The 19,955-nt window shown below is 62.0% G+C and carries 18 protein-coding genes and 1 riboswitch; of the genes, 6 read left to right on the top strand and 12 right to left on the bottom strand.

What is annotated here, in order from left to right; translation table 11 throughout:
• Positions 1 to 10 precede the first annotated feature (10 nt).
• Positions 11 to 2,698: an alanine--tRNA ligase gene (alaS, locus tag ACVWY5_RS22475; RefSeq protein WP_028337768.1), complete on the bottom strand. Its 2,688-nt coding sequence runs from the start codon at positions 2,696 to 2,698 to the stop codon at positions 11 to 13.
• 202 nt (positions 2,699 to 2,900) lie between these two features.
• Positions 2,901 to 2,989, top strand: a riboswitch (glycine riboswitch).
• Positions 2,990 to 3,129: 140 nt separating this feature from the next.
• Here alaS and gcvT point away from each other — a divergent pair.
• From gcvT to ACVWY5_RS22495, 4 genes are all read left to right on the top strand, one after another.
• Positions 3,130 to 4,275, top strand: a complete 1,146-nt coding sequence (gcvT, locus tag ACVWY5_RS22480) for a glycine cleavage system aminomethyltransferase GcvT (RefSeq protein WP_028337769.1) — start codon at positions 3,130 to 3,132, stop codon at positions 4,273 to 4,275.
• Positions 4,276 to 4,295: 20 nt separating this feature from the next.
• Positions 4,296 to 4,661 (top strand): glycine cleavage system protein GcvH, encoded by a 366-nt coding sequence (gene gcvH / locus ACVWY5_RS22485; RefSeq protein ID WP_028337770.1) that lies wholly within the window; start codon positions 4,296 to 4,298, stop codon positions 4,659 to 4,661.
• 23 nt (positions 4,662 to 4,684) lie between these two features.
• A complete protein-coding gene (gene gcvP / locus ACVWY5_RS22490) occupies positions 4,685 to 7,558 on the top strand; it encodes an aminomethyl-transferring glycine dehydrogenase (protein ID WP_028337771.1) in 2,874 nt (957 codons plus the stop codon).
• Positions 7,559 to 7,730: 172 nt separating this feature from the next.
• Positions 7,731 to 8,162 (top strand): acyl-CoA thioesterase, encoded by a 432-nt coding sequence (locus tag ACVWY5_RS22495; protein WP_028337772.1) that lies wholly within the window; start codon positions 7,731 to 7,733, stop codon positions 8,160 to 8,162.
• 28 nt (positions 8,163 to 8,190) lie between these two features.
• On the opposite strand, the gene ACVWY5_RS22500 is transcribed toward ACVWY5_RS22495, so the two are convergent.
• The 4 genes from ACVWY5_RS22500 to ACVWY5_RS22515 all read right to left on the bottom strand — a co-directional run bounded on the left by ACVWY5_RS22500 (position 8,191) and on the right by ACVWY5_RS22515 (position 11,826).
• Positions 8,191 to 9,180 carry a hypothetical protein gene (locus ACVWY5_RS22500; protein ID WP_028337773.1) on the bottom strand — a complete coding sequence of 330 codons (990 nt, stop codon included), beginning with the start codon at positions 9,178 to 9,180 and terminating at the stop codon, positions 8,191 to 8,193.
• 144 nt (positions 9,181 to 9,324) lie between these two features.
• A complete protein-coding gene (recA, locus tag ACVWY5_RS22505; RefSeq protein WP_028337774.1) occupies positions 9,325 to 10,413 on the bottom strand; it encodes a recombinase RecA in 1,089 nt (362 codons plus the stop codon).
• Positions 10,414 to 10,864: 451 nt separating this feature from the next.
• Positions 10,865 to 11,338 (bottom strand): hypothetical protein, encoded by a 474-nt coding sequence (locus ACVWY5_RS22510; protein WP_321177157.1) that lies wholly within the window; start codon positions 11,336 to 11,338, stop codon positions 10,865 to 10,867.
• Positions 11,338 to 11,826, bottom strand: a complete 489-nt coding sequence (locus tag ACVWY5_RS22515; protein WP_456671696.1) for a helix-turn-helix domain-containing protein — start codon at positions 11,824 to 11,826, stop codon at positions 11,338 to 11,340. Before ACVWY5_RS22515 ends, ACVWY5_RS22510 begins: the two co-directional genes overlap by 1 nt.
• 732 nt (positions 11,827 to 12,558) lie before the next feature.
• Here ACVWY5_RS22515 and ACVWY5_RS22520 point away from each other — a divergent pair.
• Positions 12,559 to 13,461: a transposase gene (locus tag ACVWY5_RS22520; RefSeq protein WP_321177158.1), complete on the top strand. Its 903-nt coding sequence runs from the start codon at positions 12,559 to 12,561 to the stop codon at positions 13,459 to 13,461.
• Between the two features lie 219 nt (positions 13,462 to 13,680).
• On the opposite strand, the gene ACVWY5_RS22525 is transcribed toward ACVWY5_RS22520, so the two are convergent.
• The 6 genes from ACVWY5_RS22525 to ACVWY5_RS22550 all read right to left on the bottom strand — a co-directional run bounded on the left by ACVWY5_RS22525 (position 13,681) and on the right by ACVWY5_RS22550 (position 17,870).
• Positions 13,681 to 14,031 carry a hypothetical protein gene (locus ACVWY5_RS22525; RefSeq protein WP_028337776.1) on the bottom strand — a complete coding sequence of 117 codons (351 nt, stop codon included), beginning with the start codon at positions 14,029 to 14,031 and terminating at the stop codon, positions 13,681 to 13,683.
• A 487-nt stretch (positions 14,032 to 14,518) separates the two neighbouring features.
• Positions 14,519 to 16,111 (bottom strand): IS66 family transposase, encoded by a 1,593-nt coding sequence (gene tnpC / locus ACVWY5_RS22530; protein ID WP_456671629.1) that lies wholly within the window; start codon positions 16,109 to 16,111, stop codon positions 14,519 to 14,521.
• Between the two features lie 74 nt (positions 16,112 to 16,185).
• Positions 16,186 to 16,530, bottom strand: coding sequence for an IS66 family insertion sequence element accessory protein TnpB (tnpB, locus tag ACVWY5_RS22535; RefSeq protein ID WP_028338262.1), 345 nt, complete (start codon positions 16,528 to 16,530; stop codon positions 16,186 to 16,188).
• The gene (locus tag ACVWY5_RS22540; protein ID WP_028352414.1) at positions 16,527 to 16,874 is read right to left on the bottom strand and encodes a transposase; all 348 of its coding nucleotides are present in this window, start codon (positions 16,872 to 16,874) and stop codon (positions 16,527 to 16,529) included. Before ACVWY5_RS22540 ends, tnpB begins: the two co-directional genes overlap by 4 nt.
• A gap of 187 nt (positions 16,875 to 17,061) precedes the next feature.
• The gene (locus tag ACVWY5_RS22545; protein ID WP_321177067.1) at positions 17,062 to 17,295 is read right to left on the bottom strand and encodes a hypothetical protein; all 234 of its coding nucleotides are present in this window, start codon (positions 17,293 to 17,295) and stop codon (positions 17,062 to 17,064) included.
• A gap of 2 nt (positions 17,296 to 17,297) precedes the next feature.
• Positions 17,298 to 17,870 (bottom strand): hypothetical protein, encoded by a 573-nt coding sequence (locus ACVWY5_RS22550; RefSeq protein ID WP_321177068.1) that lies wholly within the window; start codon positions 17,868 to 17,870, stop codon positions 17,298 to 17,300.
• A gap of 642 nt (positions 17,871 to 18,512) precedes the next feature.
• Between ACVWY5_RS22550 and ACVWY5_RS22555 the strand changes: the two genes are divergently transcribed.
• Positions 18,513 to 18,698: a hypothetical protein gene (locus tag ACVWY5_RS22555; RefSeq protein WP_028337109.1), complete on the top strand. Its 186-nt coding sequence runs from the start codon at positions 18,513 to 18,515 to the stop codon at positions 18,696 to 18,698.
• A 936-nt stretch (positions 18,699 to 19,634) separates the two neighbouring features.
• Here the strand turns inward: ACVWY5_RS22555 and ACVWY5_RS22560 are convergent.
• On the bottom strand, positions 19,635 to 19,820 hold the full coding sequence (locus tag ACVWY5_RS22560; RefSeq protein ID WP_157343216.1) for a hypothetical protein: 186 nt from the start codon (positions 19,818 to 19,820) through the stop codon (positions 19,635 to 19,637).
• Positions 19,821 to 19,955: the final 135 nt, after the last annotated feature.

Below are 19,955 nucleotides of genomic sequence, written 5' to 3' on the forward strand. Positions count from 1 at the left end.
AGACTCTCCGTCAGGCGCCGGCCGATGCCTGTTGAGTCATGGCCTGTTCGATCGCCGACAGCGCGGCGTCTGCCTTGGCGCCGTCGGGTCCGCCGGCCTGCGCCATGTCGGGCCGGCCGCCGCCGCCCTTGCCGCCGAGCACCTCGGAGCCCTTGCGCACGAGCTCGACCGCGTTGAACCGCGCGGTCAGATCGGCGGTGACGCCGACCACGATGCCGGCCTTGCCGTCCTCGGTGACGCCGACGATCGCGACCACGCCCGAGCCGATCTGCTTCTTGCCGTCGTCGACGAGACTCTTGAGATCCTTGGTCTCGACGCCCTCGACCGCGCGTGCCAGCAGCTTGACATTGCCGACCTCGCGAACGGCGGAGGCCGCGCCGTTCGACGCACCGCCGCCACCCATCGCGAGCTTCTTGCGGGCGTCAGACAGATCGCGCTCGAGCCTCTTGCGCTCTTCCATCAGCGCGGCGATGCGCGCCGGCACGTCGTCGATCGTGGTGCGCAGCTCCAGCGCCGCGGTCTTGGCCAGCGCGATGGTGTCGTTGGCGTGCTTGCGCGCGTGATGCCCGGTCAGCGCCTCGATGCGGCGGACGCCGGACGCCACCGCGCCCTCGCTGGTCACCGAGATCATGCCGATGTCGCCGGTGCGGCGGACATGGGTGCCGCCGCAGAGCTCGACCGACCAGCCGAACGCGTTCTGGCCGTGATCGCGGGCGCCCTTGCCCATCGACACGACGCGAACCTCGTCGCCATACTTCTCGCCAAATAGCGCGCGGGCACCGGCCTCGCGGGCATCGTCGACGCCCATGACCCGGGTCGTGACCTCGTCATTCTCCAGCACGACATCGTTGGCGATGTCCTCGATCCGGGCGAGCTCTTCCGGCGTGATCTGCTTCGGATGCACGAAGTCGAAGCGCAGCCGGTCCGGCGTGACCAGCGAGCCGCGCTGCGCGATGTGATCGCCAAGCACCTGGCGCAGCGCCTCGTGCAACAGATGCGTCGCCGAATGGTTGGCGCGGATCGACGAGCGCCTGGTGTGGTCGACCTCGAGCTGCAGCGCGGTGCCGACGCCGAGCGTGCCCTGCTCCACCGTGCCGAGATGCACGAACAGATCGCCGGCCTTCTTCTGCGTGTCGGCGACGCGGAACTTGACGCCCTCGCCGGTCAGCACGCCGGTGTCGCCGACCTGGCCGCCGGACTCGCCGTAGAACGGGGTCTGGTTCAGCACGATCGCGCCGCTCTCGCCGGCCTTCAGGCTCTCGACCTCGGCGCCGTCCTTGATCAGCGCCGTCACCGCGCCTTCCGCGCTCTCGGTCTCGTAGCCGAGGAATTCGGTCGCGCCGAGCTTCTCGCGCAGCGGGAACCAGGTCGCCTCGCTCGCCGCCTCGCCCGAGCCTGCCCAGGAGGCACGCGCCTTCACGCGCTGCCGCTCCATCGCGTCGGTGAACGACGCCTGGTCGACGCTGATGCCGCGCGACTTCAGCGCGTCCTGCGTCAGATCGAGCGGGAAGCCGTAGGTGTCGTACAGCGTGAACGCGGTGTCGCCGTCGAACATGTCGCCCTTCTTGAGGCCGGCGCTCTTCTCGTCGAGGATCGACAGGCCGCGCGCCAGCGTCTTGCGGAAGCGCGTCTCTTCCAGCCGCACCGTCTCCTCGATCAGCTTCTCGGCGCGGACCAGGTCCGGATAGGCCTGGCCCATCTCGCGGACCAGCGCCCAGACCAGGCGATGCATCAGCGGCTCGCTCGCGCCCAAGAGCTGCGCATGGCGCATCGCGCGGCGCATGATCCGGCGCAGCACGTAGCCGCGGCCCTCGTTCGACGGCAGCACGCCGTCGGTGATCAGGAATGCCGACGAGCGCAGGTGGTCGGCGATCACGCGGTACGACCCGACGTTCTGCTCGTTCGGACCGTGGCCGAGGGTCGACGCGGCGGCATCGATCAAATTGCGGAACAGATCGGTCTCGAACACGCTCTCGACGCCCTGCAGGATGCAGGCCATGCGCTCGAGCCCCATGCCGGTGTCGATCGAGGGACGTGGCAGCGCCACGCGCTCCTCCTTCGTCACCTGCTCGTACTGCATGAACACCAGGTTCCAGAATTCGAGGAAGCGATCGCCATCCTCCTCCGGGCTGCCCGGAGGTCCGCCCCAGATGTGCTCGCCGCGGTCGATGAAGATTTCGGAGCACGGACCGCACGGACCGGTGTCGCCCATCGCCCAGAAATTGTCCGACGTCGGGATGCGGATGATGCGGTCGTCCGAGAAGCCCGCGATCTTCTTCCAGTGGCCGGCCGCCTCGTCGTCGGTGTGGTAGACGGTGACCAGCAGCTTGTCCTTCTTCAGCCCGAAATCCTTGGTGATCAGATTCCAGGCGAGCTCGATCGCGCGCTCCTTGAAGTAATCGCCGAACGAGAAGTTGCCGAGCATCTCGAAGAAGGTGAGATGGCGCGCGGTGTAGCCGACATTGTCGAGGTCGTTATGCTTGCCGCCGGCGCGCACGCACTTCTGCGACGTCGTGGCGCGCTGATAGCCGCGCTTCTCGACGCCGGTGAAGACGTTCTTGAACTGCACCATGCCGGCATTGGTGAACATCAAGGTCGGGTCGTTGCGCGGAACCAGCGGCGACGAGGCCACGATCTCGTGCCCGTTCTCCTTGAAGAAGTTCAGAAATGTCGACCTGATGTCGTTGACGCTGCTCATGTTCATCCAATCGGAAAAAAGGGCCGGCCAGCCGCAAAAAGGCGTCATTTTCCGGCCGAACGCTTTTAGACATTGCCAGCTGCGGTGTCCAGAAACTGTGCAGGCGGATCATGGGCTTGCCGCGGCAGCACAAAGCCCATTGGATAGTTGCTGCAGCTGCGTTGACAGTCTTGGTGGCGCCGTGTTTTCTACCTACCTATACCTAGTCACGTCGGGAGAGACCGGCCTTACCGCCGGCGCCGAAGGAGCAACCGCCCCGGAAACTCTCAGGCAAAAGGACCGCGTGACGTCTGACATCTGGAAAGAGATGCTGGGGTTCGCCCCGATGCGTCCGCCGACGGGATAATACTCTCAGGCACAGCGACAGATGGGGCTTTCTGCAGGTTTCTCAAGGGGAAATGGGTCCCCGCGGGAACCGCGAGGGCCCTGTGATGCTTGCGCACGAAACCTCCCCGCTGAAACAGACCCCGCTGCACGCGCTGCACCTGGCGCGCGGCGCCAAGATGGTGCCGTTTGCCGGCTATGACATGCCGGTGCAATACGCGGCCGGCGTGCTGAAGGAGCATCTGCACACCCGCAAGGAAGCCGGCCTGTTCGATGTGTCGCACATGGGCCAGCTCGTGTTGAAGGCCAAATCCGGTAAGGTCGCCGACGCCGCGCTCGCGCTGGAAAAACTGGTGCCGCAGGACATCGTCGGTGTCGCACCGGGACGGCAGCGCTACGCGCAATTCACCAACAATGATGGTGGCCTGCTCGACGACCTGATGGTGGCGAATTTCGGCGATCACCTGTTCCTGGTGGTCAACGCCGCCTGCAAGGCCGAGGACGAGGCGCATCTGCGTGCGAATCTCTCCGACGCCTGCGAGATCGTCTCGCTGGCCGACCGCGTGCTGATCGCACTGCAGGGGCCGAAAGCCGAATCGGCGCTGGCGAAACTTTGTGCAGATGTCGGTTCGATGAAATTCATGGACGCCGGTCCGCGCCGCGTCGGCGACGTCGACTGCTTCGTCTCGCGCTCCGGCTATACCGGCGAGGACGGCTTTGAGATTTCCGTGCCCGCGGACAAGGCGGAAGCCCTGGTCACCGCGCTGCTCGACAATCCCGACGTGCTGCCGATCGGGCTCGGCGCGCGCGACAGCCTGCGGCTCGAAGCCGGGCTGTGCCTCTATGGCCACGACATCGACACCACGACGACGCCGGTCGAAGGCGCGCTGGAATGGTCGGTGCAGAAGGTTCGCCGCAGCGGCGGCGCCCGCGCCGGCGGCTTCCCCGGCGCCGACAAGATTCTCGCGCAATTCGCAGATGGCGCCGCGCGCCGGCGGGTCGGCCTGAAGCCCGACGGCCGCGCACCGGTGCGCGAAGGCGCCGCGCTGTTCGCCGATGCCGGCTCGACCGAGCAGATCGGCAAGGTGACCTCGGGCGGCTTCGGCCCGAGCCTCAATGCGCCGGTCGCGATGGGCTATCTGCCTACCGCCCTTTCCGCGGTCGGCACCACCGTTTTCGCCGAAGTGCGAGGCCAGCGGCTGCCGCTCAAGGTCGCCGCCACGCCCTTCGTCCCCAATACCTACAAACGCTGAACGCCAAAGGATCGATCCCCATGACGACGCTGTACACGTCCGACCACGAATGGCTCCGCATCGAGGGCGACGTCGCCACGATCGGGATCACCGACTATGCGCAGTCGCAGCTCGGCGACGTGGTGTTCGTCGAACTGCCCAAGGTCGGCCGCAGCCTGAAGAAGGCCGAGGCCGCCGCTGTGGTGGAATCCGTCAAGGCCGCTTCCGACGTCTACGCGCCGATCACCGGCGAGGTGGTCGAGGTCAACGACGCGCTCGCCGCCGAGCCCGCGCTGGTCAATTCGGACGCCGGCGGCAAGGCCTGGTTCTTCAAGCTGAAGATTGCCGACAAGGGCGAGCTCGGCGGCCTGATGGACGAGGCCGCCTACGCCGCGCACACCGCCTAAAGGATCACCCCGAGGATCACGTCATGAACGCGCCCTTCAAGCCGATCAACGAAGCCGCCACCGATTTCGTCCGCCGCCACATCGGACCGTCGCCGCGCGACGTCAACGCGATGCTGGAGACGGTCGGCGCCGCGAGCCTGCAGGCGCTGATGAACGAGACGCTGCCGGCGTCGATCCGGCAGAAGGCGCCGCTCGATCTCGGCCGGGCGCTGAGCGAGACCGAGGCGCTCGCGCATATGAGCGAGCTCGCCGCGCAGAACCAGGTGTTCACCTCGCTGATCGGCCAGGGCTATTCGGGGACCATCCTGCCCGCGGTGATCCAGCGCAACATTCTGGAGAACCCGGCCTGGTACACCGCCTATACGCCGTACCAGCCGGAGATCAGCCAGGGCCGGCTCGAGGCGCTGTTCAACTTCCAGACCATGATCTGCGATCTCACCGGGCTCGACGTCGCCAACGCCTCGCTGCTCGACGAGGCGACCGCGGCGGCGGAAGCGATGGCGCTCGCCGAGCGCCACTCGCAGGTCAAGGCGAAGGTGTTCTTCGTCGACAAGGAGGTGCATCCGCAGACGCTGGCGGTGATGCGCACGCGCGCCGCGCCGCTGGGCTGGGCGCTGGTGGTCGGCGATCCCCTGACCGAGCTCGACAACGCCGATGTACTCGGCGCGCTGCTGCAATATCCGGGCACATCGGGCGCGGTACGCGACCTTAAGCCTGCTATCGCCTCGCTGCGCGCCAAGGGCGCGCTGGCGATCGTTGCCGCCGACCTGCTGTCGCTGACGCTGCTCGCGTCGCCGGGCGAGCTCGGCGCCGACATCGCGATCGGTTCGGCGCAGCGGTTCGGCGTGCCGATGGGGTACGGCGGACCGCACGCCGCCTACATGGCGGTGCGCGACACGCTGAAGCGCTCGCTGCCCGGCCGCATCGTCGGCCTCTCGGTGGATTCGCGTGGGGCACCGGCCTATCGCCTCGCCCTGCAGACCCGCGAGCAGCACATCCGCCGCGAGAAGGCGACCTCGAACATCTGCACCGCGCAGGTGCTGCTCGCCGTGATCGCCTCGATGTATGCGGTCTATCACGGTCCGGAGGGCCTGACCCATATCGCACGCAGCGTGCATCGCCGCGCCACCGTGCTTGCCGCCGGCCTGCGCAAGCTCGGCTTTGCGCCGACCAGCGAAGCGTTCTTCGATACCGTGACGGTCGAGGCAGGCAGCAAGCAGATCGAGCTCGTCACCCGCGCGCTGGCGGAGCGGATCAATCTGCGCGTCGGCGCGACCACGCTCGGCATCGCGCTCGACGAGACCACGACGCCGGAGACGGTCGAGGCGGTGTGGCGCGTGTTCGGCGGCAAGCTCAGCTATGCCGAGATCGAGGCCGGCGCGCACGAGGCGCTGCCGAAGGAGCTGCGGCGCACCAGCGCCTTCCTCACCCATCCGGTGTTCAACACGCACCGTTCCGAGACCGAGCTGCTGCGCTACATGCGCAAGCTCAGTGATCGTGACCTCGCGCTCGACCGCGCGATGATCCCGCTCGGCTCCTGCACGATGAAGCTCAACGCCACCACCGAAATGATCCCGCTGACCTGGCCGGCGTTCGGCAACCTGCATCCGTTCGCGCCCGCGGATCAGGCCAAGGGCTATCACGCGCTGTTCAAGCGGCTGGAGCAATGGCTGTGCGACATCACCGGCTATGATGCGGTCTCGCTGCAGCCGAACTCCGGCGCGCAGGGCGAATATGCCGGACTGCTGGCGATCCGGGGTTATCACCTGGCGCGCGGCGAGCCGCACCGCAAGGTGTGCCTGATCCCCTCCTCCGCGCACGGCACCAATCCGGCCTCGGCGGCGATGGTCGGCATGGAGGTCGTGGTGGTGGCGTGCGATGCGCGCGGCGACGTCGACGTCAATGATCTCCGCGCCAAGGCCGAGAAGCACTCCGCCAACCTGGCCGCCGTCATGATCACCTATCCGTCGACCCACGGCGTGTTCGAGGAACATATCCGCGAGATCTGCGACATCGTGCATGCCCATGGCGGCCAGGTCTATCTCGACGGCGCCAACATGAACGCGCAGGTCGGGCTGTCGCGGCCCGGCGACTACGGCGCCGATGTCAGCCATCTCAACCTGCACAAGACCTTCTGCATTCCGCATGGCGGCGGCGGCCCGGGCATGGGCCCGATCGGCGTGAAGGCGCATCTTGCGCCCTATCTGCCGGGCCATCCCGCGACCGTCGGCGCGACGGCGCACGCGATCGGCCCGGTATCGGCCGCGCCGTTCGGCTCGGCGTCGATCCTGACCATCTCCTACATCTACATCCTGATGATGGGGGGCGAAGGTCTGACGCGGGCGACCGAGATCGCGATTCTCAATGCCAACTACATCGCCGCACGGCTGCAGCCGCACTTCCCGGTGCTGTACCGCAACGAGCGCGGCCGCGTCGCGCATGAGTGCATCGTCGATCCGCGGCCGCTGAAGACGACCAGCGGCGTCACCGTCGACGACATCGCCAAACGCCTGATCGACTACGGCTTCCACGCGCCGACCATGAGCTTCCCGGTGGCGGGCACGCTGATGATCGAGCCGACGGAATCGGAATCGAAGTTCGAGATCGACCGCTTCTGCGACGCCATGATCGCGATCCGCGACGAAATCGCGGAGATCGAGAAGGGCCGCTGGAAGGTCGAGGCCTCGCCGCTGCGCCACGCGCCGCATACCGTCCACGACATCGCCGACGATGCCTGGAACAGGGCCTATACCCGCGCCGAGGGCTGCTTCCCGGCCGGCGTGTCGCGTTCCGACAAATACTGGAGCCCGGTCGGCCGCGTCGACAACGTCTATGGCGACCGCAATCTGGTGTGCTCGTGCCCGCCGGTCGAGGATTACGCGCAGGCGGCGGAGTAAGGAGCTACTGCAGCTATGTGGCGTTGCGTCTCTGACGCCTGATTCACTCGGTGTCATTCCGGGGCTCGCGAAGCGAGAACCCGGAATCTCGATCCACGACCTCTGGATTCCGGGTTCGCGACTTCGTCGCGCCCCGGAATGACGGACTGGCCCGCCCGCGGCAGGAGGAAACATGCGCGAGGAATTCTGGTTCCATTTCCCGTTTCGCGTCCGCTATTCGGAGGTCGACGCGCAGGCCGTGGTGTTCAACGCGCACTACCTCACCTATTTCGACACCGCCATCACCGAATATTTCCGCGCGCTGGGCTACGATTATCTCGGCGAGGTGGCGCGGACCGGGATCGACTTCCACACCGTGAAATCGGTCGTCGAGTACAAGGCGCCGATCCGGTTCGACGAGGACATCGAGGTCTGCGTCCGGGTCGCGCGGATCGGTCGCTCCTCGATCAATCTTGCGCTCGCGATCTTCGCCAAGGGCTCCGATGACCTGCGCGCCACCGGCGAGATCATCTGGGTCGCGACCGACCAGAAGACGCACCAGTCGGTCGCCGTGACCGAGGATTTGCGGGCACTGATCGCGAGCCGCGAAAAGGCGCTGGCGTAACGCGGCCCTGCCGGCGGCGCGGTGTCGATCAAACCTGCGGAGCGACCAAGCTGGGGCTCTCGGTATCCCAGCGCCACAGCCGCTCATTGGTCAATTTGGTGCCGCCCCACCAGCGATGGATCGTGTTGTACTGGCTGAAGTCGAGCTCGCGATCCGACACTTCCTGGCCGAAATCGGTGAGCGACAACCGACTGTACAGGAGTCGTTCTCGTCGGGCCTTCAAATCGTCGGCCCCCTCGATCTCGGCGGGGAATCCGGTCAGGACCGGTGATGGACAATCGGCGAGCCGGTCCAGGATCAGCTCCGCTTCCTGAAAATCGAACACGCCGCGCTCCCTGTTCAGCTCGCTCGAAAGGACCTGTGGGCTTGTCTTGCCGTCGGCGACGAGATCCAGCATCCGCGGTTCGGACGCGCCGAGGCCGGTGTCTCGCCCGGGCAGCTCCTCGAGCAACGCAATCAGCGCCGCGCGGAGCTGCGGGATGGCCGACAGATCCTGCATGAGAAGGTCGAAACAGGGCTCGGGCGTCGGAGCGCGATAGGCATTCCAGGCGCGACTGGCCAATTCCAGCCGATCATCCGTCACCGCAAGTGCAGGCAATCGCCATTTCGCCGAGCTCTCACTTCGGTACCTGCCGATCTCGACATCGGTCTGGACCAGCTTGAGCTTCGCTACGATGTGGCGGTGCGGGCGGAGCACGAGCAACCAGGCCAGCACCAGCTGGTCATTCGGCTGAGGATCGGCCCATAGCTCGACCCTGTCGCAACGCTCACACAGCTCGACAAGTCCGACGTCCCGACCAATCGAGCCGGTCCATCTTGAACTGTCGAAGTCGAGCCAGTGCGTGTCGAAATCGACATGCTTTGCAGAACGCGGTTCCAGCAGGGTCGTGAGGTCAGCCGACGAGGGCATTTTCCTCCAAACGAAGCGCGGCCTCAAGCCGACGACGATATCCGCCCTTCCCGCCTGCCTCAGGCGATAGCTCGCGAGATCGCTTGTCGCCAGGATCAGACTCGTCACGACGCTCTCCAGCTACGCACGGTGGCATCAGCACCGCAAGCTGAGGATCAACTGCTTCACGAAACACACACAAAACCAAACGGGCGCCGAAGACGTCGGCAACTCAACGTCCTCAGCGCCCGCTTGCAGCGAAATAATTGAGCCTTACTCTTCCGTCGGCTCCTCGCCCTCGGCGTCGCGCTCGGGCGTGCCGGCGAGGATCTGCTCGGAGATCAGGCCGGAGTTCTGCCGGATCGCGGCTTCGATCTTGGCGGTGATGTCGGGATTCGACTTCAGGAATGCCTTGGAATTCTCGCGGCCCTGGCCGAGCCGCTGGCTGTCATAGGAGAACCAGGCGCCGGACTTCTCGACGATGCCGGCCTTGACGCCGAGGTCGAGGATCTCGCCCATCTTGGACACGCCCTCGCCATACATGATGTCGAACTCGACCTGCTTGAAGGGCGGCGCCAGCTTGTTCTTCACCACCTTGACGCGGGTGGTGTTGCCGACCACCTCGTCGCGCTCCTTGATCGCGCCGATGCGGCGGATGTCGAGGCGGACCGAAGCGTAGAATTTCAGCGCGTTGCCGCCGGTGGTGGTCTCCGGCGAACCGTACATCACGCCGATCTTCATGCGGATCTGGTTGATGAAGATCACCATCGTGTTCGACTTGTTGATCGAGGCGGTGAGCTTGCGCAGCGCCTGGCTCATCAGGCGGGCCTGCAGACCCGGCAGCGCATCGCCCATCTCGCCCTCGAGCTCGGCCTTCGGCACCAGCGCCGCGACCGAATCGATCACCAGCACGTCGACCGCGCCAGAGCGCACCAGCGTGTCGGCGATCTCGAGCGCCTGCTCGCCGGTGTCCGGCTGCGAGATCAAGAGCTCGTCGATGTTGACGCCGAGCTTGCGCGCATAGACCGGATCGAGCGCATGTTCAGCGTCGATGAAGGCGCAGATGCCGCCCTTCTTCTGGCCTTCCGCCACCGTGTGCAGCGCCAGCGTGGTCTTGCCCGACGATTCCGGCCCGTAGATCTCGACGATGCGCCCCTTCGGCAGGCCGCCGACGCCGAGCGCGATATCGAGCCCGAGCGACCCCGACGACACCGTCTCGACATCCATCGAACGGTCGTTCTTGCCGAGCTTCATCACCGAGCCCTTGCCGAACTGGCGCTCGATCTGGGAGAGCGCGGCTGAGAGGGCCTTGGACTTGTCCATGGAGGATCCTTCGACGATACGCAGTGCGGTGGCGGACATTTGGGATGTGCTCCTTATGGCGGGGATTCGCTAGCGGGAAAAACGGGCGATGAGATCAGGCGGAATGCGTTGTTGATTGGAACCTCGTACCACATTTGTTCTAGGTTCGCAATATGTTCTTTCGGGCAGACCGGCGCTGGCCTGTTTCCATCCCTAGTGGCCTGTTTTGAAAATTGCAGTGGCCTAGTTTGGGGTTAACCCATTTTCAACCAAGGCCCGTCCGCTGTTCTCGGTAGGACTACCTAGTGGTCCAGCAGATGTTCTGGCCCCATAACTTCGGGTGGGTCGCGATGTGTTCTTTGCTTGGAACAAACGTGCTTTGCAGCGCGTCAGTCTCTAGCCTCCAAAGTCAGCCCAGGTAGCTCCGGACTGCTGGAGGAAAACCCGTCCCGGACGGGTTGGCGGCCCCCGATTGGGGCCGTTTAAATTTCAAGGAAAATGTAAGGCCGCCTCAGTTGGCGGCCTCTTCTTGAGGTGGCCTTGAAATCACTTGAAGCGATCCAAGTCCATATCTTTTCCCCTCTCTAACGGCAGACACTCGCAGCCGTCCCTCGCGCTTGATTTCTAGTGGGCTAAATTCAAAAGCCAAGGCGATACCAAGCATAGGGTCATCATTATCCGGAGCGGGCGCTGGTAGCTTCGAAAGGACTTCGCTAGGAAAGGCCTCTGCTCGCGCAGACGGTTTGTCATCATCGTCGCCCGGCATATGAACTTCGAATACGACCGGCCCATCTGGATCGGTTATGCGTTGGCGATAACCGACATGAATGCAGAACTTATAAAGCACAGCCGGCAGAGGCCCCAGTATATTTAGTTCGCTGCCGATGTAGGCCCCAACATAAGTCTGTTTGTTATTTACCTCGTGTCTGATGTCGTCGCAAAAAATGCAGAACCCCTGCGGGCTGGCGTTAGCTTCAAACTCCATCAGCCAACCACCCTAACCAGCTTATCTCCGGCATTGCCGGAGGCTGTTATAGCATATTTCGAGTACGAATACGTTCTAGCTGTGCCCGGCAAAGATTGTTCGGCCTTCGTTGCGGCAAACTTATTTAGGAGATCGGCGTCAAAGCTTCTCTTCTCAAAATTTTCCCGTGATTGATTTTTCATGCGGCGCAGCCAATCGCTCCATTCAGGAAACTGGACGAGCAACGGAAGATCAAACGCCTCCGCAATTTCTAGCAGGGTTTGAAGGGAGACTTTGCCATACTCAGGATCTTCAAGTTTGGAAATCCAGCTCTGCGGTTTGTCGCAGCGCTTTCCTAACTCTGTCTGAGACCACTCCCGCCCCTCTTGTTCGCGCAGAATCCGGATGGCCAGAGCGATATGCGTGCGAACTTGATCAGCCATGTAGGCGTGGCGAAACTCTCGATCAGAAAGCTGATCGATGAATTCCTTAGTCCAAGATGAAGTCATGGGGACAACTTCGTTTGGCATCGGACTGAACCTCACTCTTACGTGCTAATCCAACAGCACAGGCATTACTCGGTACGAACTTTCCGCCCTTTTCGATGGCGCAGAAAACCATCGTGAAGCAAAAGTCGGTACGGAATCCCAGCGGGCGATGCTGAACATTCCCTACCTCGAATCGAATTTCCCCAAGCCCCGCACACTCATGTCGAAGCCAGCGAAAGGGTTTCGGTATCCAGAGTTCAGGATCGAGTTGGCGCAAGGTTTGTAGGCGCGAAATGAATTTGCCTTGGACTGCCCTTGGCTGGCTGTTGAACCAAGCGCGTATTTCATTTGAGCCTGCAGCGTTCACATAACAACGAAAATCCCAGACAACAGGCATGATATATGATTTTTCGTATATTGCGAGTGAAATCCGCTTGTGCGGATATATGAAATTTGATATATATCCCTCGACCTCAAAAAAAGCCCATCCAATCAATCGATTAGATGGGCCTTTCAAAAGGTCGGGGGTAGCAGGTTGCCGGAGAGCCCTTACGAAGTTCACCCGGTCGGTTCAATTCCGACTACCTCCACCGAGAAGTGGGACCGCCTTGGTTGCAGCCTCAGCGGCCCCGATCATACACCCCGGGATTGTGCCCCGAAGCGAATGACCATCTGGGCAATATACGCTTTGCAGAGCGTTTTGCCAGCTTCGCGACGGGCCAATCCCCTAGCACTTTAGAGGATTGTGCCCTCATGAACGTACTTCCCCGCGAAAAACAGATTGAAGTCATTGCCGCGCTTTGCGAAGGCGTCGGCATCCGCACCGCTTCGCGCCTGACCGGCGTCAACCGTGGCACCGTCGCGAACCTGGCCCTGCGCGTCGGCATGGGCTGCATGGAATTGCACGACCGGATCATGGTCGGCATCCGCACCGAACGCTTGGAGCTTGACGAGCTGTGGAGCTTCGTCGGCAAAAAGCAGAAGAACGTCCAGCGTCATGAGATCAACGCCAAGGGTGACCAGTACGTGTTCATCGGCATGGCCGGGACCCAGAAGGCGATCATTAGCTGGGGTGTCGGCAAGCGTAACACCGAAAGCACGATGGACTTCCTGCATGATCTGCGAGCCCGCGTGATCGGCCAGCCCGAGATCAGCACCGATGGCTTCCACCCCTACCGCATGGCGATCCGCGACGCCTTCGGCGACAGCGCGTCGCATGGCGTGATCGTAAAGACCTACTCGGTAACGCACCTCGTAAAGGAAGCGCAGGGCCGCTACTCGCCGGCCGCCGTAGTAGCAGTAGACCGCGAGGTAGTATCCGGCGACCCGGATCAATACGTCTCAACCAGCTACGTTGAGCGGCAGAACTTGACCCTGCGCATGGCATCGCGCCGGTTCACCCGATTGACGAACGGCTTTAGCAAAAAGCTGGACAACCACGTTGCGGCCGTGGCGCTATATGTCTGCCACTACAACCTATGCCGCACCCACGAAGCCCTGCGAACGACGCCAGCGAAGGCGCTGGGCGTGGCGGATAAGGCTTGGAGCGTTGCGCAGCTTGTGGACGCCGCGCTCTCTGTGGCCCCTGCGCTGCCGACTGAGACGCCTCCGGATCGGCGTCGGAAGTTCACGGTAATTGAGGGCGGTAAAACCTAGTTTTATCCACAACCTTGATTCGCCCTGTGGACTCGGAATGGTTGTATTGTCAAGAGGGCCAAGTCGATTCATACTGTGTGTATGAGCGATTTGGCCCTATTCACGGTACGGCTGCTCCGGAAACTGCCCCGGACCGCGAAGTTCGACGCGCACCTCACGGATTGCGCTGCCCTCGCGGTCCTTTACGGACCGATGGATGAGACGCTTGAGAGGTTGAGGCTAGCGCACGTAGTACGACTTGCGCCGCTTCCTAGCTTCTTCCCAAGCCTCGACGACGCGAGTGACAAGAGGGTCAAGCCCACCGTGCTTCGCAACGACTCTATCCGGGGCAACGTGGCACCAGTAGTTCTCAATCGCGCTCATCTCTTCCAGAACCGGTCGCAACCGCGTCAAGAACTCGGTTGAGGTTTCCGAGGTTACGACCACGATTGCGCAACTGCGACGGCAGTGCATCGCGGGACGCGCCCATGCTCGAATGTTCTTGATGACAGCACCGATAGCGCGTTGGCTGTCTTTACTTTCCAGATCGAATTTGAACTCAAGACGCAGCAGCAAAGGCTGGAGCGGCATTTTCTGAATTCTCCGGGTATGCGCCGACAGCCCGCCTTGACGCTACAAACCGAATCTGAACATTAAACAACTGCTAAACGAACTTCCGCCGGGGCTGTCCGACGCGGGATTTAGGGGCTGAGGCGTGTCACCGCCTCAGCCCCTCTGCTTATGTGAGTCGCCATCGTCGGTGGACTCGAAAAAACAGCTTTTCCCCGAATATCCGCAGTGGCCTATTTCGCATCTGCGAGTGGCCTATTTCGGCCAGTACCGTCTGCCACTACAATCTCTGCCGCACCCACGAAGCCCTGCGAACGACGCCAGCGAAGGCGCTGGGCGTGGCGGATAAGGCTTGGAGCGTTGCGCAGCTTGTGGACGCCGCGCTCTCTGTGGCCCCTGCGCTGCCCACGGAGACGCCTCCGGATCGGCGTCGGAAGTTCACGGTAATTCAGGGAGGCCGCAATTAGTGCAGGGGTGCAGGTACCTGGTAAGCGGCAAGCTGAGGCCGTTAGGCGGCGTGGTTCCATGGCATAAGCGCGTCGATTTCGCTGCTCGGCCAGCCGTTGGCGATACGCTGAAGTGTTAGGGCAAGCCAGGCGAACGGATCGACGTTGTTCATTTTCGCCGTCTGCAGCAGCGTTGCGATGGTTGCCCAGGTTCGTCCGCCGCCGTCGCTGCCCGCGAAGAGGCTATTCTTTCTCGTGATTGTTTGTGGCCGGATGGCGCGTTCGACGATGTTGGAGTCGAGCTCGATGCGGCCATCGGTCAGGAAGCGTTCGAAGATGGCACGGCGCGAGACGGCATAACGGATCGCCTCGGCCAATTTTGATTTGCCGGAGATCCGCCGCAAGGTCTGCTGCCAGAGATCGAAGAGATCTGTGACGATCGCCGCGGAGGCTTGCTGGCGCGCGGCAACGCGAGCGTCGGGGCTTTGACCGCGCACGGTTTTCTCGACCTGCCAGAGCTTCGCCATCCGCTCGACCGTCGCCGTTGCCACTTCTGAGCTCCCAGCAACATGCAGCTCGTAGAACTTGCGCCTGCAGTGTGACCAGCAGCCAGCCAAGGTGATGCCATCATTGCCGCGATCGGATCGCGCGAGCTTGTTATAGGCGGCATAGCCATCCACCTGCAGGATGCCGCGATAACCATTGAGGTGTCGGACCGCGCATTCGCTGGCGCGGCTGTCTTCGAAGCGATAAGCCACCATCGGCGGACCGTTGCGGCCAAAGGTTCGGTCATCTCGGGCATAGGCCCATAAGTAGGCCGTCTTTGTCGATCCGGAGCCCGGAGCGAGCGTCGGCAAAGTGGTTTCGTCGGCAAAGACCCGTTCGGCCTTCTTGACCTCGCTGAAGATGTAGTCGGCCATGATCTCGAGCTCGAAGCCGAGCTTGCCCATCCATTGTGCCATCAGCTGGCGGTCCAACTCGACATGATCGCGGGCGTAGATAGCCTCCTGCCGGTAGAGCGGCAGGCCATCGGCATATTTGGCGACGGCGATCTGGGCCAGAAGCGCTTCCGTCGGAATGCCTCCTTCAATGATATGGGCCGGGGCCGGCGCCTGGATGACGCCGTCCGCGTTCTTGAAGGCATACTTGGGACGGCGCGTGACGATCACACGGAACTTCGCCGGCACCACATCCAGGCGCTCCGACACGTCCTCGCCGATCAGCACCTTCTGCTTGCCTGCATGCTCAGCCAGCTCGTGCGGCTCAATGACAGTTTCGATCCGTTCCAGATGGGGCGCAAAGCCCTTGCGCCGACGCGGTGCACGCGTGCCATCCGCCTGCGCACGGCCCTTGCCGACCTGGGCCTTGATCGCAGCGATGCCGGTCTCGATCTCCTCGAAGACGAAGGCCTGCTGTTCATCGTCGCCGTTCGCCGAGCCGAGCTTTTCCGATCGTCGGCCGAACCGGGCGCGGTCGAAGGCCTTCAGGATCTGCGTCAGCCGCTCGATGCGCGCATCGGCATCGGCGCTGCGGGCCTTGAGATCGGCGACCTCGCTCTCCAGAGCATCGGCGCGGGCCGCTTTCTCGGCCATGGCAAGAACCATGGCCTTCAGCGTCTCTACGTCATTCGGGAGACTAAGATCAGGCGGCGTCATTGACCCGACCAGAGCACATTTTGCTCCGTTTCTCTTGCCCTTTCAGGCCGCTGATTCACTTCGCCGCAGTGCTTTTACCCAACAATCTCCGGCCGCTTGACCGCCACGGTCCGGACCCGCTTCCAGTCCATCCCATCCACCAGTGCCATCAACTGCGCGGGGTTCATCTGTACCCGATGATGTCCGATCCGCGGCCAGCAGAACCTCGCCTTCTCGAGACGTTTTAAATAGAGGCACACGCCGGAGCCATCCCACCATACGATCTTGATTCTGTCGGCTCTTTTGGCCCGGAACACATAAAGCGCACCGTCGAACGGATCTGAGCCCGCATCGCGCACCAGCGCAACAAGCCCATCGATACCCTTGCGGAAGTCGACGGGATGGCTGGCCAGGAACACCTTCACGCCGGAGGGGATCATGCCGAACGTACCGCCCGGATCACCCGCTGTAGCTGCGCCTCGTCGACGTCCACGCCGGCGCGCACGATCACCTCGCCAATGGCAATTTCGATCACCGCGCCTGACACAGACGCCATCTCACCCCCGCAACTCGAGTGCCGCTCGCGATAATGTCGTTCCGCCCGAGCGTCACGGCGCCACGCGAACAGCTGCGACGGGTGAATGCCGATCCGACGAGCGATCGCCGATACGCTCGCGCCAGGCTCCAGCGCCTCTGTCACAATTTGCGCCTTGAACTCGTCCGACCAGCGTCGACGAAGCTGCCGCGGCGCTCCCTCAAGACGGTCGGCGACCGCTTCGATCATATGGAAGGTTCTAGTTCCAGAACTAGGCGCAGACATAGAAGCTCACATCGGCTCACAAACTCAGCAGCCGATAGCCGATTGCTCACCCCTTGCGCCAGACGGGGTCTCTTTTCCGCTTACGGTACCTGCACGGTATAAAAAACCCGCCGGGCGACGGCGGGTTTTTAAACATCGGTGTGACTGGTTGCTATGCGGCCTTGAGGCCGTCATCCAGATCGCAGTCGTCTTCTAATCCGTTGGAGTCAGCGACAAGCGCCATTTCTTCCGACGCGTCCCATTTCACCCAATCTTCCTTGGAGATTTGGTCAACGAGATTTTGTCCGAGGTTGACTTCCTTGATGCGGAGCATGGCATCTTGGATAGCCTTGGTCATCAAGTCAGTCGTCTCGACTGACAGCGCCCCTTGCTCAAGATTTGCCATGGTCATAACTCCTTAGCCAGATAACTGGCCGTTGCCTTTGCTAGTTTATAGTCCGTGTAGCCGTATCGTTCATACTTCCTAGGGTCAACGGCATCCTTTACGAGAACGCGCTCGCACCCGAGCAGTTTCGCATACTCTTCCGCGCACGCCAATATGGGCAGCAAAATGCCTCCCTTGAAGTACGTTGGAGCGAACGACCTTTCAACCCAGTTAACGACTAAGTGAGTTTTGCCGTTGGACGGCTGCCCTATAGCCAACCCCTGCAAAACTCTAATATTGTCAATGACTTGCCATATAGCAAGGTCGAAATACGCCGGTCTGTGAGCGAACTTATAGAAGAGCCGCTCCCAGCTCACAGGGAACCCATTATGGGTGTTTGCCCCATAGTGTTTTGGCCATTCGGTGCGAGCGTAGTTGACCGCTTCGCTATCGATGGAGCAGAGGGTCAAGGAACTCCAATTCTCCCTCATCCCATATGCTTTTATCTTATTATTCAGAGACTTAACTACAAGACCCCGAGAATGATTTTTTAGTACGTAATAGTAGGGGTGATGATACTCATCAATCACTGGCATCCGCCCAGGTTCCATGCACGCGAAGCGCGATTCGCGACACTTTAACCACTTAGAGGGAAAAAGCACTCGGCGGCATTGGCCTACTTTGGAATAAACAGTGGCCTATTTCGGCCAGTACCGGCAGACCGGGGGCTGCCCGTATTTAAGCTCCCGTGTCCGAACTTGAATTCCAGAGTGTCCTAGTTCGGATTAAGCGAACGGAAACCATGGCTTAGCCGATGTTCTCGGTAGGACTACCGAGCGTGGGCCGGCGGCGTTCTCCGTTTGACCCAAGGCTTTGAGGCACATCAAAGCTTATGCCCTCGCTTCTCGGTGCGAGAACGAAACGCGTATCAAGGGGTTATTGAGGAGTTCAACAAGGTTGATCGTGGAGGCGATCAGTGGTGCGCGGATCTTTCATTCATCGGCCGAATGACTTCATCGATAAAAGAGCCATCGATGAGTCCCGCCGGGTCATCGATGAATCAATCCAAGTCCTCGAAACCCATCCGCCGCCGGATACATTCTTAGGGCGGCGGCAGACCCGCGAACCCGTTCCTCTGCCTGACGATGAACAGTAGATCCCGCCTTCCGCTGGGCCGCATTTTGTAACTGGCATATTCTGGTTTCTGAGCGCACTCTGGTTCCAGCCAGGAACCGGCAATGACGCTGGATGAAAAGATAGCTCAGGCACAGCGCCACGTTGATGGTGGCCGGCGCATCGTCGAGCGCCAGCGGGAAATCGTGGCCCGCAGCGGATTGCCAGACTCAGTCGACCTTCTCGATCTCTTTGAGCGCACCCAACTGATATTCGAGACGGACTTGGCCGATCTGTTCAAGAGGAAGTAAGGCCGCCTCAGTTGGCGGCCCTGTCCTTCAATCTTCATTTCGACGGGCTCGTCGTCTCCATCATAGATTGGGAGACGTTCATTGCGAATATCTTGAACCAACGCACCCGTTGCGCAGCGGGCCAGCCCTTCTCAGGGTCTGGAATCTTTTTCAAGAGCGCAAGCAACAGAGGATCAAGTTGTCATCCTCTCCGCCGCTTCCTCCGCCGCCACCGCCATCCACCACCGCTTGAATCGTTGCTCACGTCGGCGGGCGTGGCTTCGGTTGGGACGAAGCCGGGTAGAACGCGTCGATCTCGTCCAGCCTCGTAAGATCCAGCCTGCTCAGCCGAGCGCTCAATCACACGGCGCGCCGTGTCGGTCAACGTGCTGGCAACGCCAAGGGCAGCAAGCTGACATTCGATGACGCTGTGGAGATCTGGATTCGTCATTGGAACAGCGAATTTCAACATCGAATCGCGGCAACGTATGACGTGAATCCCGGCCGCGTGAATGAGGTGCTGAAGGGCTCTCGACATCGCGGCAGCCGAGAAGCGGCGCTATCTCACAAGTCAGCCTGAACAACGAAGCCCGGCGCGAGCCGGGCTTTTTTCTTTGCCCAAAAGAAACGGCCCCAGCGAGGGGGTACACGCTGAGGCCAAGGCGGTTGGATCATCCATGAGTAGACAGGCTCATCCGATCAACAGAGCGCCGACGCCTACGATGAGCGCTACGAGCGATATTGCCGCCAACGCCATGAAGCTGTACTCGACGCCGTCGTGGTGACTGAGCCTGAACATACAGAGAGCTTGCGCTCCAGCCTTAGTGTCCGCATTAAAGTAGGCATGTCAGCGATGGCGCCCTAATTGCGGTTCCAGGCTTAACTTAAGCGAAGATTTTTGAAACAATTCCCTCGATGCCGCTTTTATTGCTCATGCAACAGGCGACCGAGGTTCATCTAGTCCGCGTGACGACCGATGACGGTGAGGTCCAAATCTGGCTCGCTGCGACTTCGCGCGAAGAAGCTGTTGACCGAGTGCTCGACGCTATCCCGGAGGGATGGGCCGTTAGCCTCATTCAGCGACAGCTCGCCGCCGATCACATCCCAATTCTCAACATGGCGGCCGGAGAAGTGCGCCGGCATCAGGTGTCCTAATTCCCCTCTGCCAGTGTCCTAACTAGGACAGCCCGCCCCCGCGCCTTGTTCCTAAAAGAAACGGCCCCAGCACCCTTGGAGGGCAATGCTGGGGCCGTTCTATATTTCCATTCTCACGCCGAA

The sequence above is a fragment of the Bradyrhizobium sp. USDA 3256 genome, assembly GCF_054058275.1.

Excerpts from the sequence above, each read along its gene's own strand:
- gcvH (WP_028337770.1), top strand. The coding sequence starts at position 4,296 with ATGACGACGCTGTACACGTCCGACCACGAATGGCTCCGCATCGAGGGC.
- ACVWY5_RS22495 (WP_028337772.1), top strand. The coding sequence starts at position 7,731 with ATGCGCGAGGAATTCTGGTTCCATTTCCCGTTTCGCGTCCGCTATTCG.
- ACVWY5_RS22545 (WP_321177067.1), bottom strand. The coding sequence starts at position 17,295 with ATGGCAAATCTTGAGCAAGGGGCGCTGTCAGTCGAGACGACTGACTTG.
- ACVWY5_RS22510 (WP_321177157.1), bottom strand. The coding sequence starts at position 11,338 with ATGGAGTTTGAAGCTAACGCCAGCCCGCAGGGGTTCTGCATTTTTTGC.
- tnpC (WP_456671629.1), bottom strand. The coding sequence starts at position 16,111 with ATGACGCCGCCTGATCTTAGTCTCCCGAATGACGTAGAGACGCTGAAG.
- ACVWY5_RS22540 (WP_028352414.1), bottom strand. The coding sequence starts at position 16,874 with ATGATCGAAGCGGTCGCCGACCGTCTTGAGGGAGCGCCGCGGCAGCTT.
- alaS (WP_028337768.1), bottom strand. The coding sequence starts at position 2,698 with ATGAGCAGCGTCAACGACATCAGGTCGACATTTCTGAACTTCTTCAAG.
- ACVWY5_RS22550 (WP_321177068.1), bottom strand. The coding sequence starts at position 17,870 with ATGCCAGTGATTGATGAGTATCATCACCCCTACTATTACGTACTAAAA.
- recA (WP_028337774.1), bottom strand. The coding sequence starts at position 10,413 with ATGTCCGCCACCGCACTGCGTATCGTCGAAGGATCCTCCATGGACAAG.
- gcvT (WP_028337769.1), top strand. The coding sequence starts at position 3,130 with ATGCTTGCGCACGAAACCTCCCCGCTGAAACAGACCCCGCTGCACGCG.
- ACVWY5_RS22525 (WP_028337776.1), bottom strand. The coding sequence starts at position 14,031 with ATGCCGCTCCAGCCTTTGCTGCTGCGTCTTGAGTTCAAATTCGATCTG.
- ACVWY5_RS22520 (WP_321177158.1), top strand. The coding sequence starts at position 12,559 with ATGAACGTACTTCCCCGCGAAAAACAGATTGAAGTCATTGCCGCGCTT.
- ACVWY5_RS22555 (WP_028337109.1), top strand. The coding sequence starts at position 18,513 with ATGACGCTGGATGAAAAGATAGCTCAGGCACAGCGCCACGTTGATGGT.
- tnpB (WP_028338262.1), bottom strand. The coding sequence starts at position 16,530 with ATGATCCCCTCCGGCGTGAAGGTGTTCCTGGCCAGCCATCCCGTCGAC.
- gcvP (WP_028337771.1), top strand. The coding sequence starts at position 4,685 with ATGAACGCGCCCTTCAAGCCGATCAACGAAGCCGCCACCGATTTCGTC.
- ACVWY5_RS22560 (WP_157343216.1), bottom strand. The coding sequence starts at position 19,820 with ATGCCGGCGCACTTCTCCGGCCGCCATGTTGAGAATTGGGATGTGATC.
- ACVWY5_RS22515 (WP_456671696.1), bottom strand. The coding sequence starts at position 11,826 with ATGACTTCATCTTGGACTAAGGAATTCATCGATCAGCTTTCTGATCGA.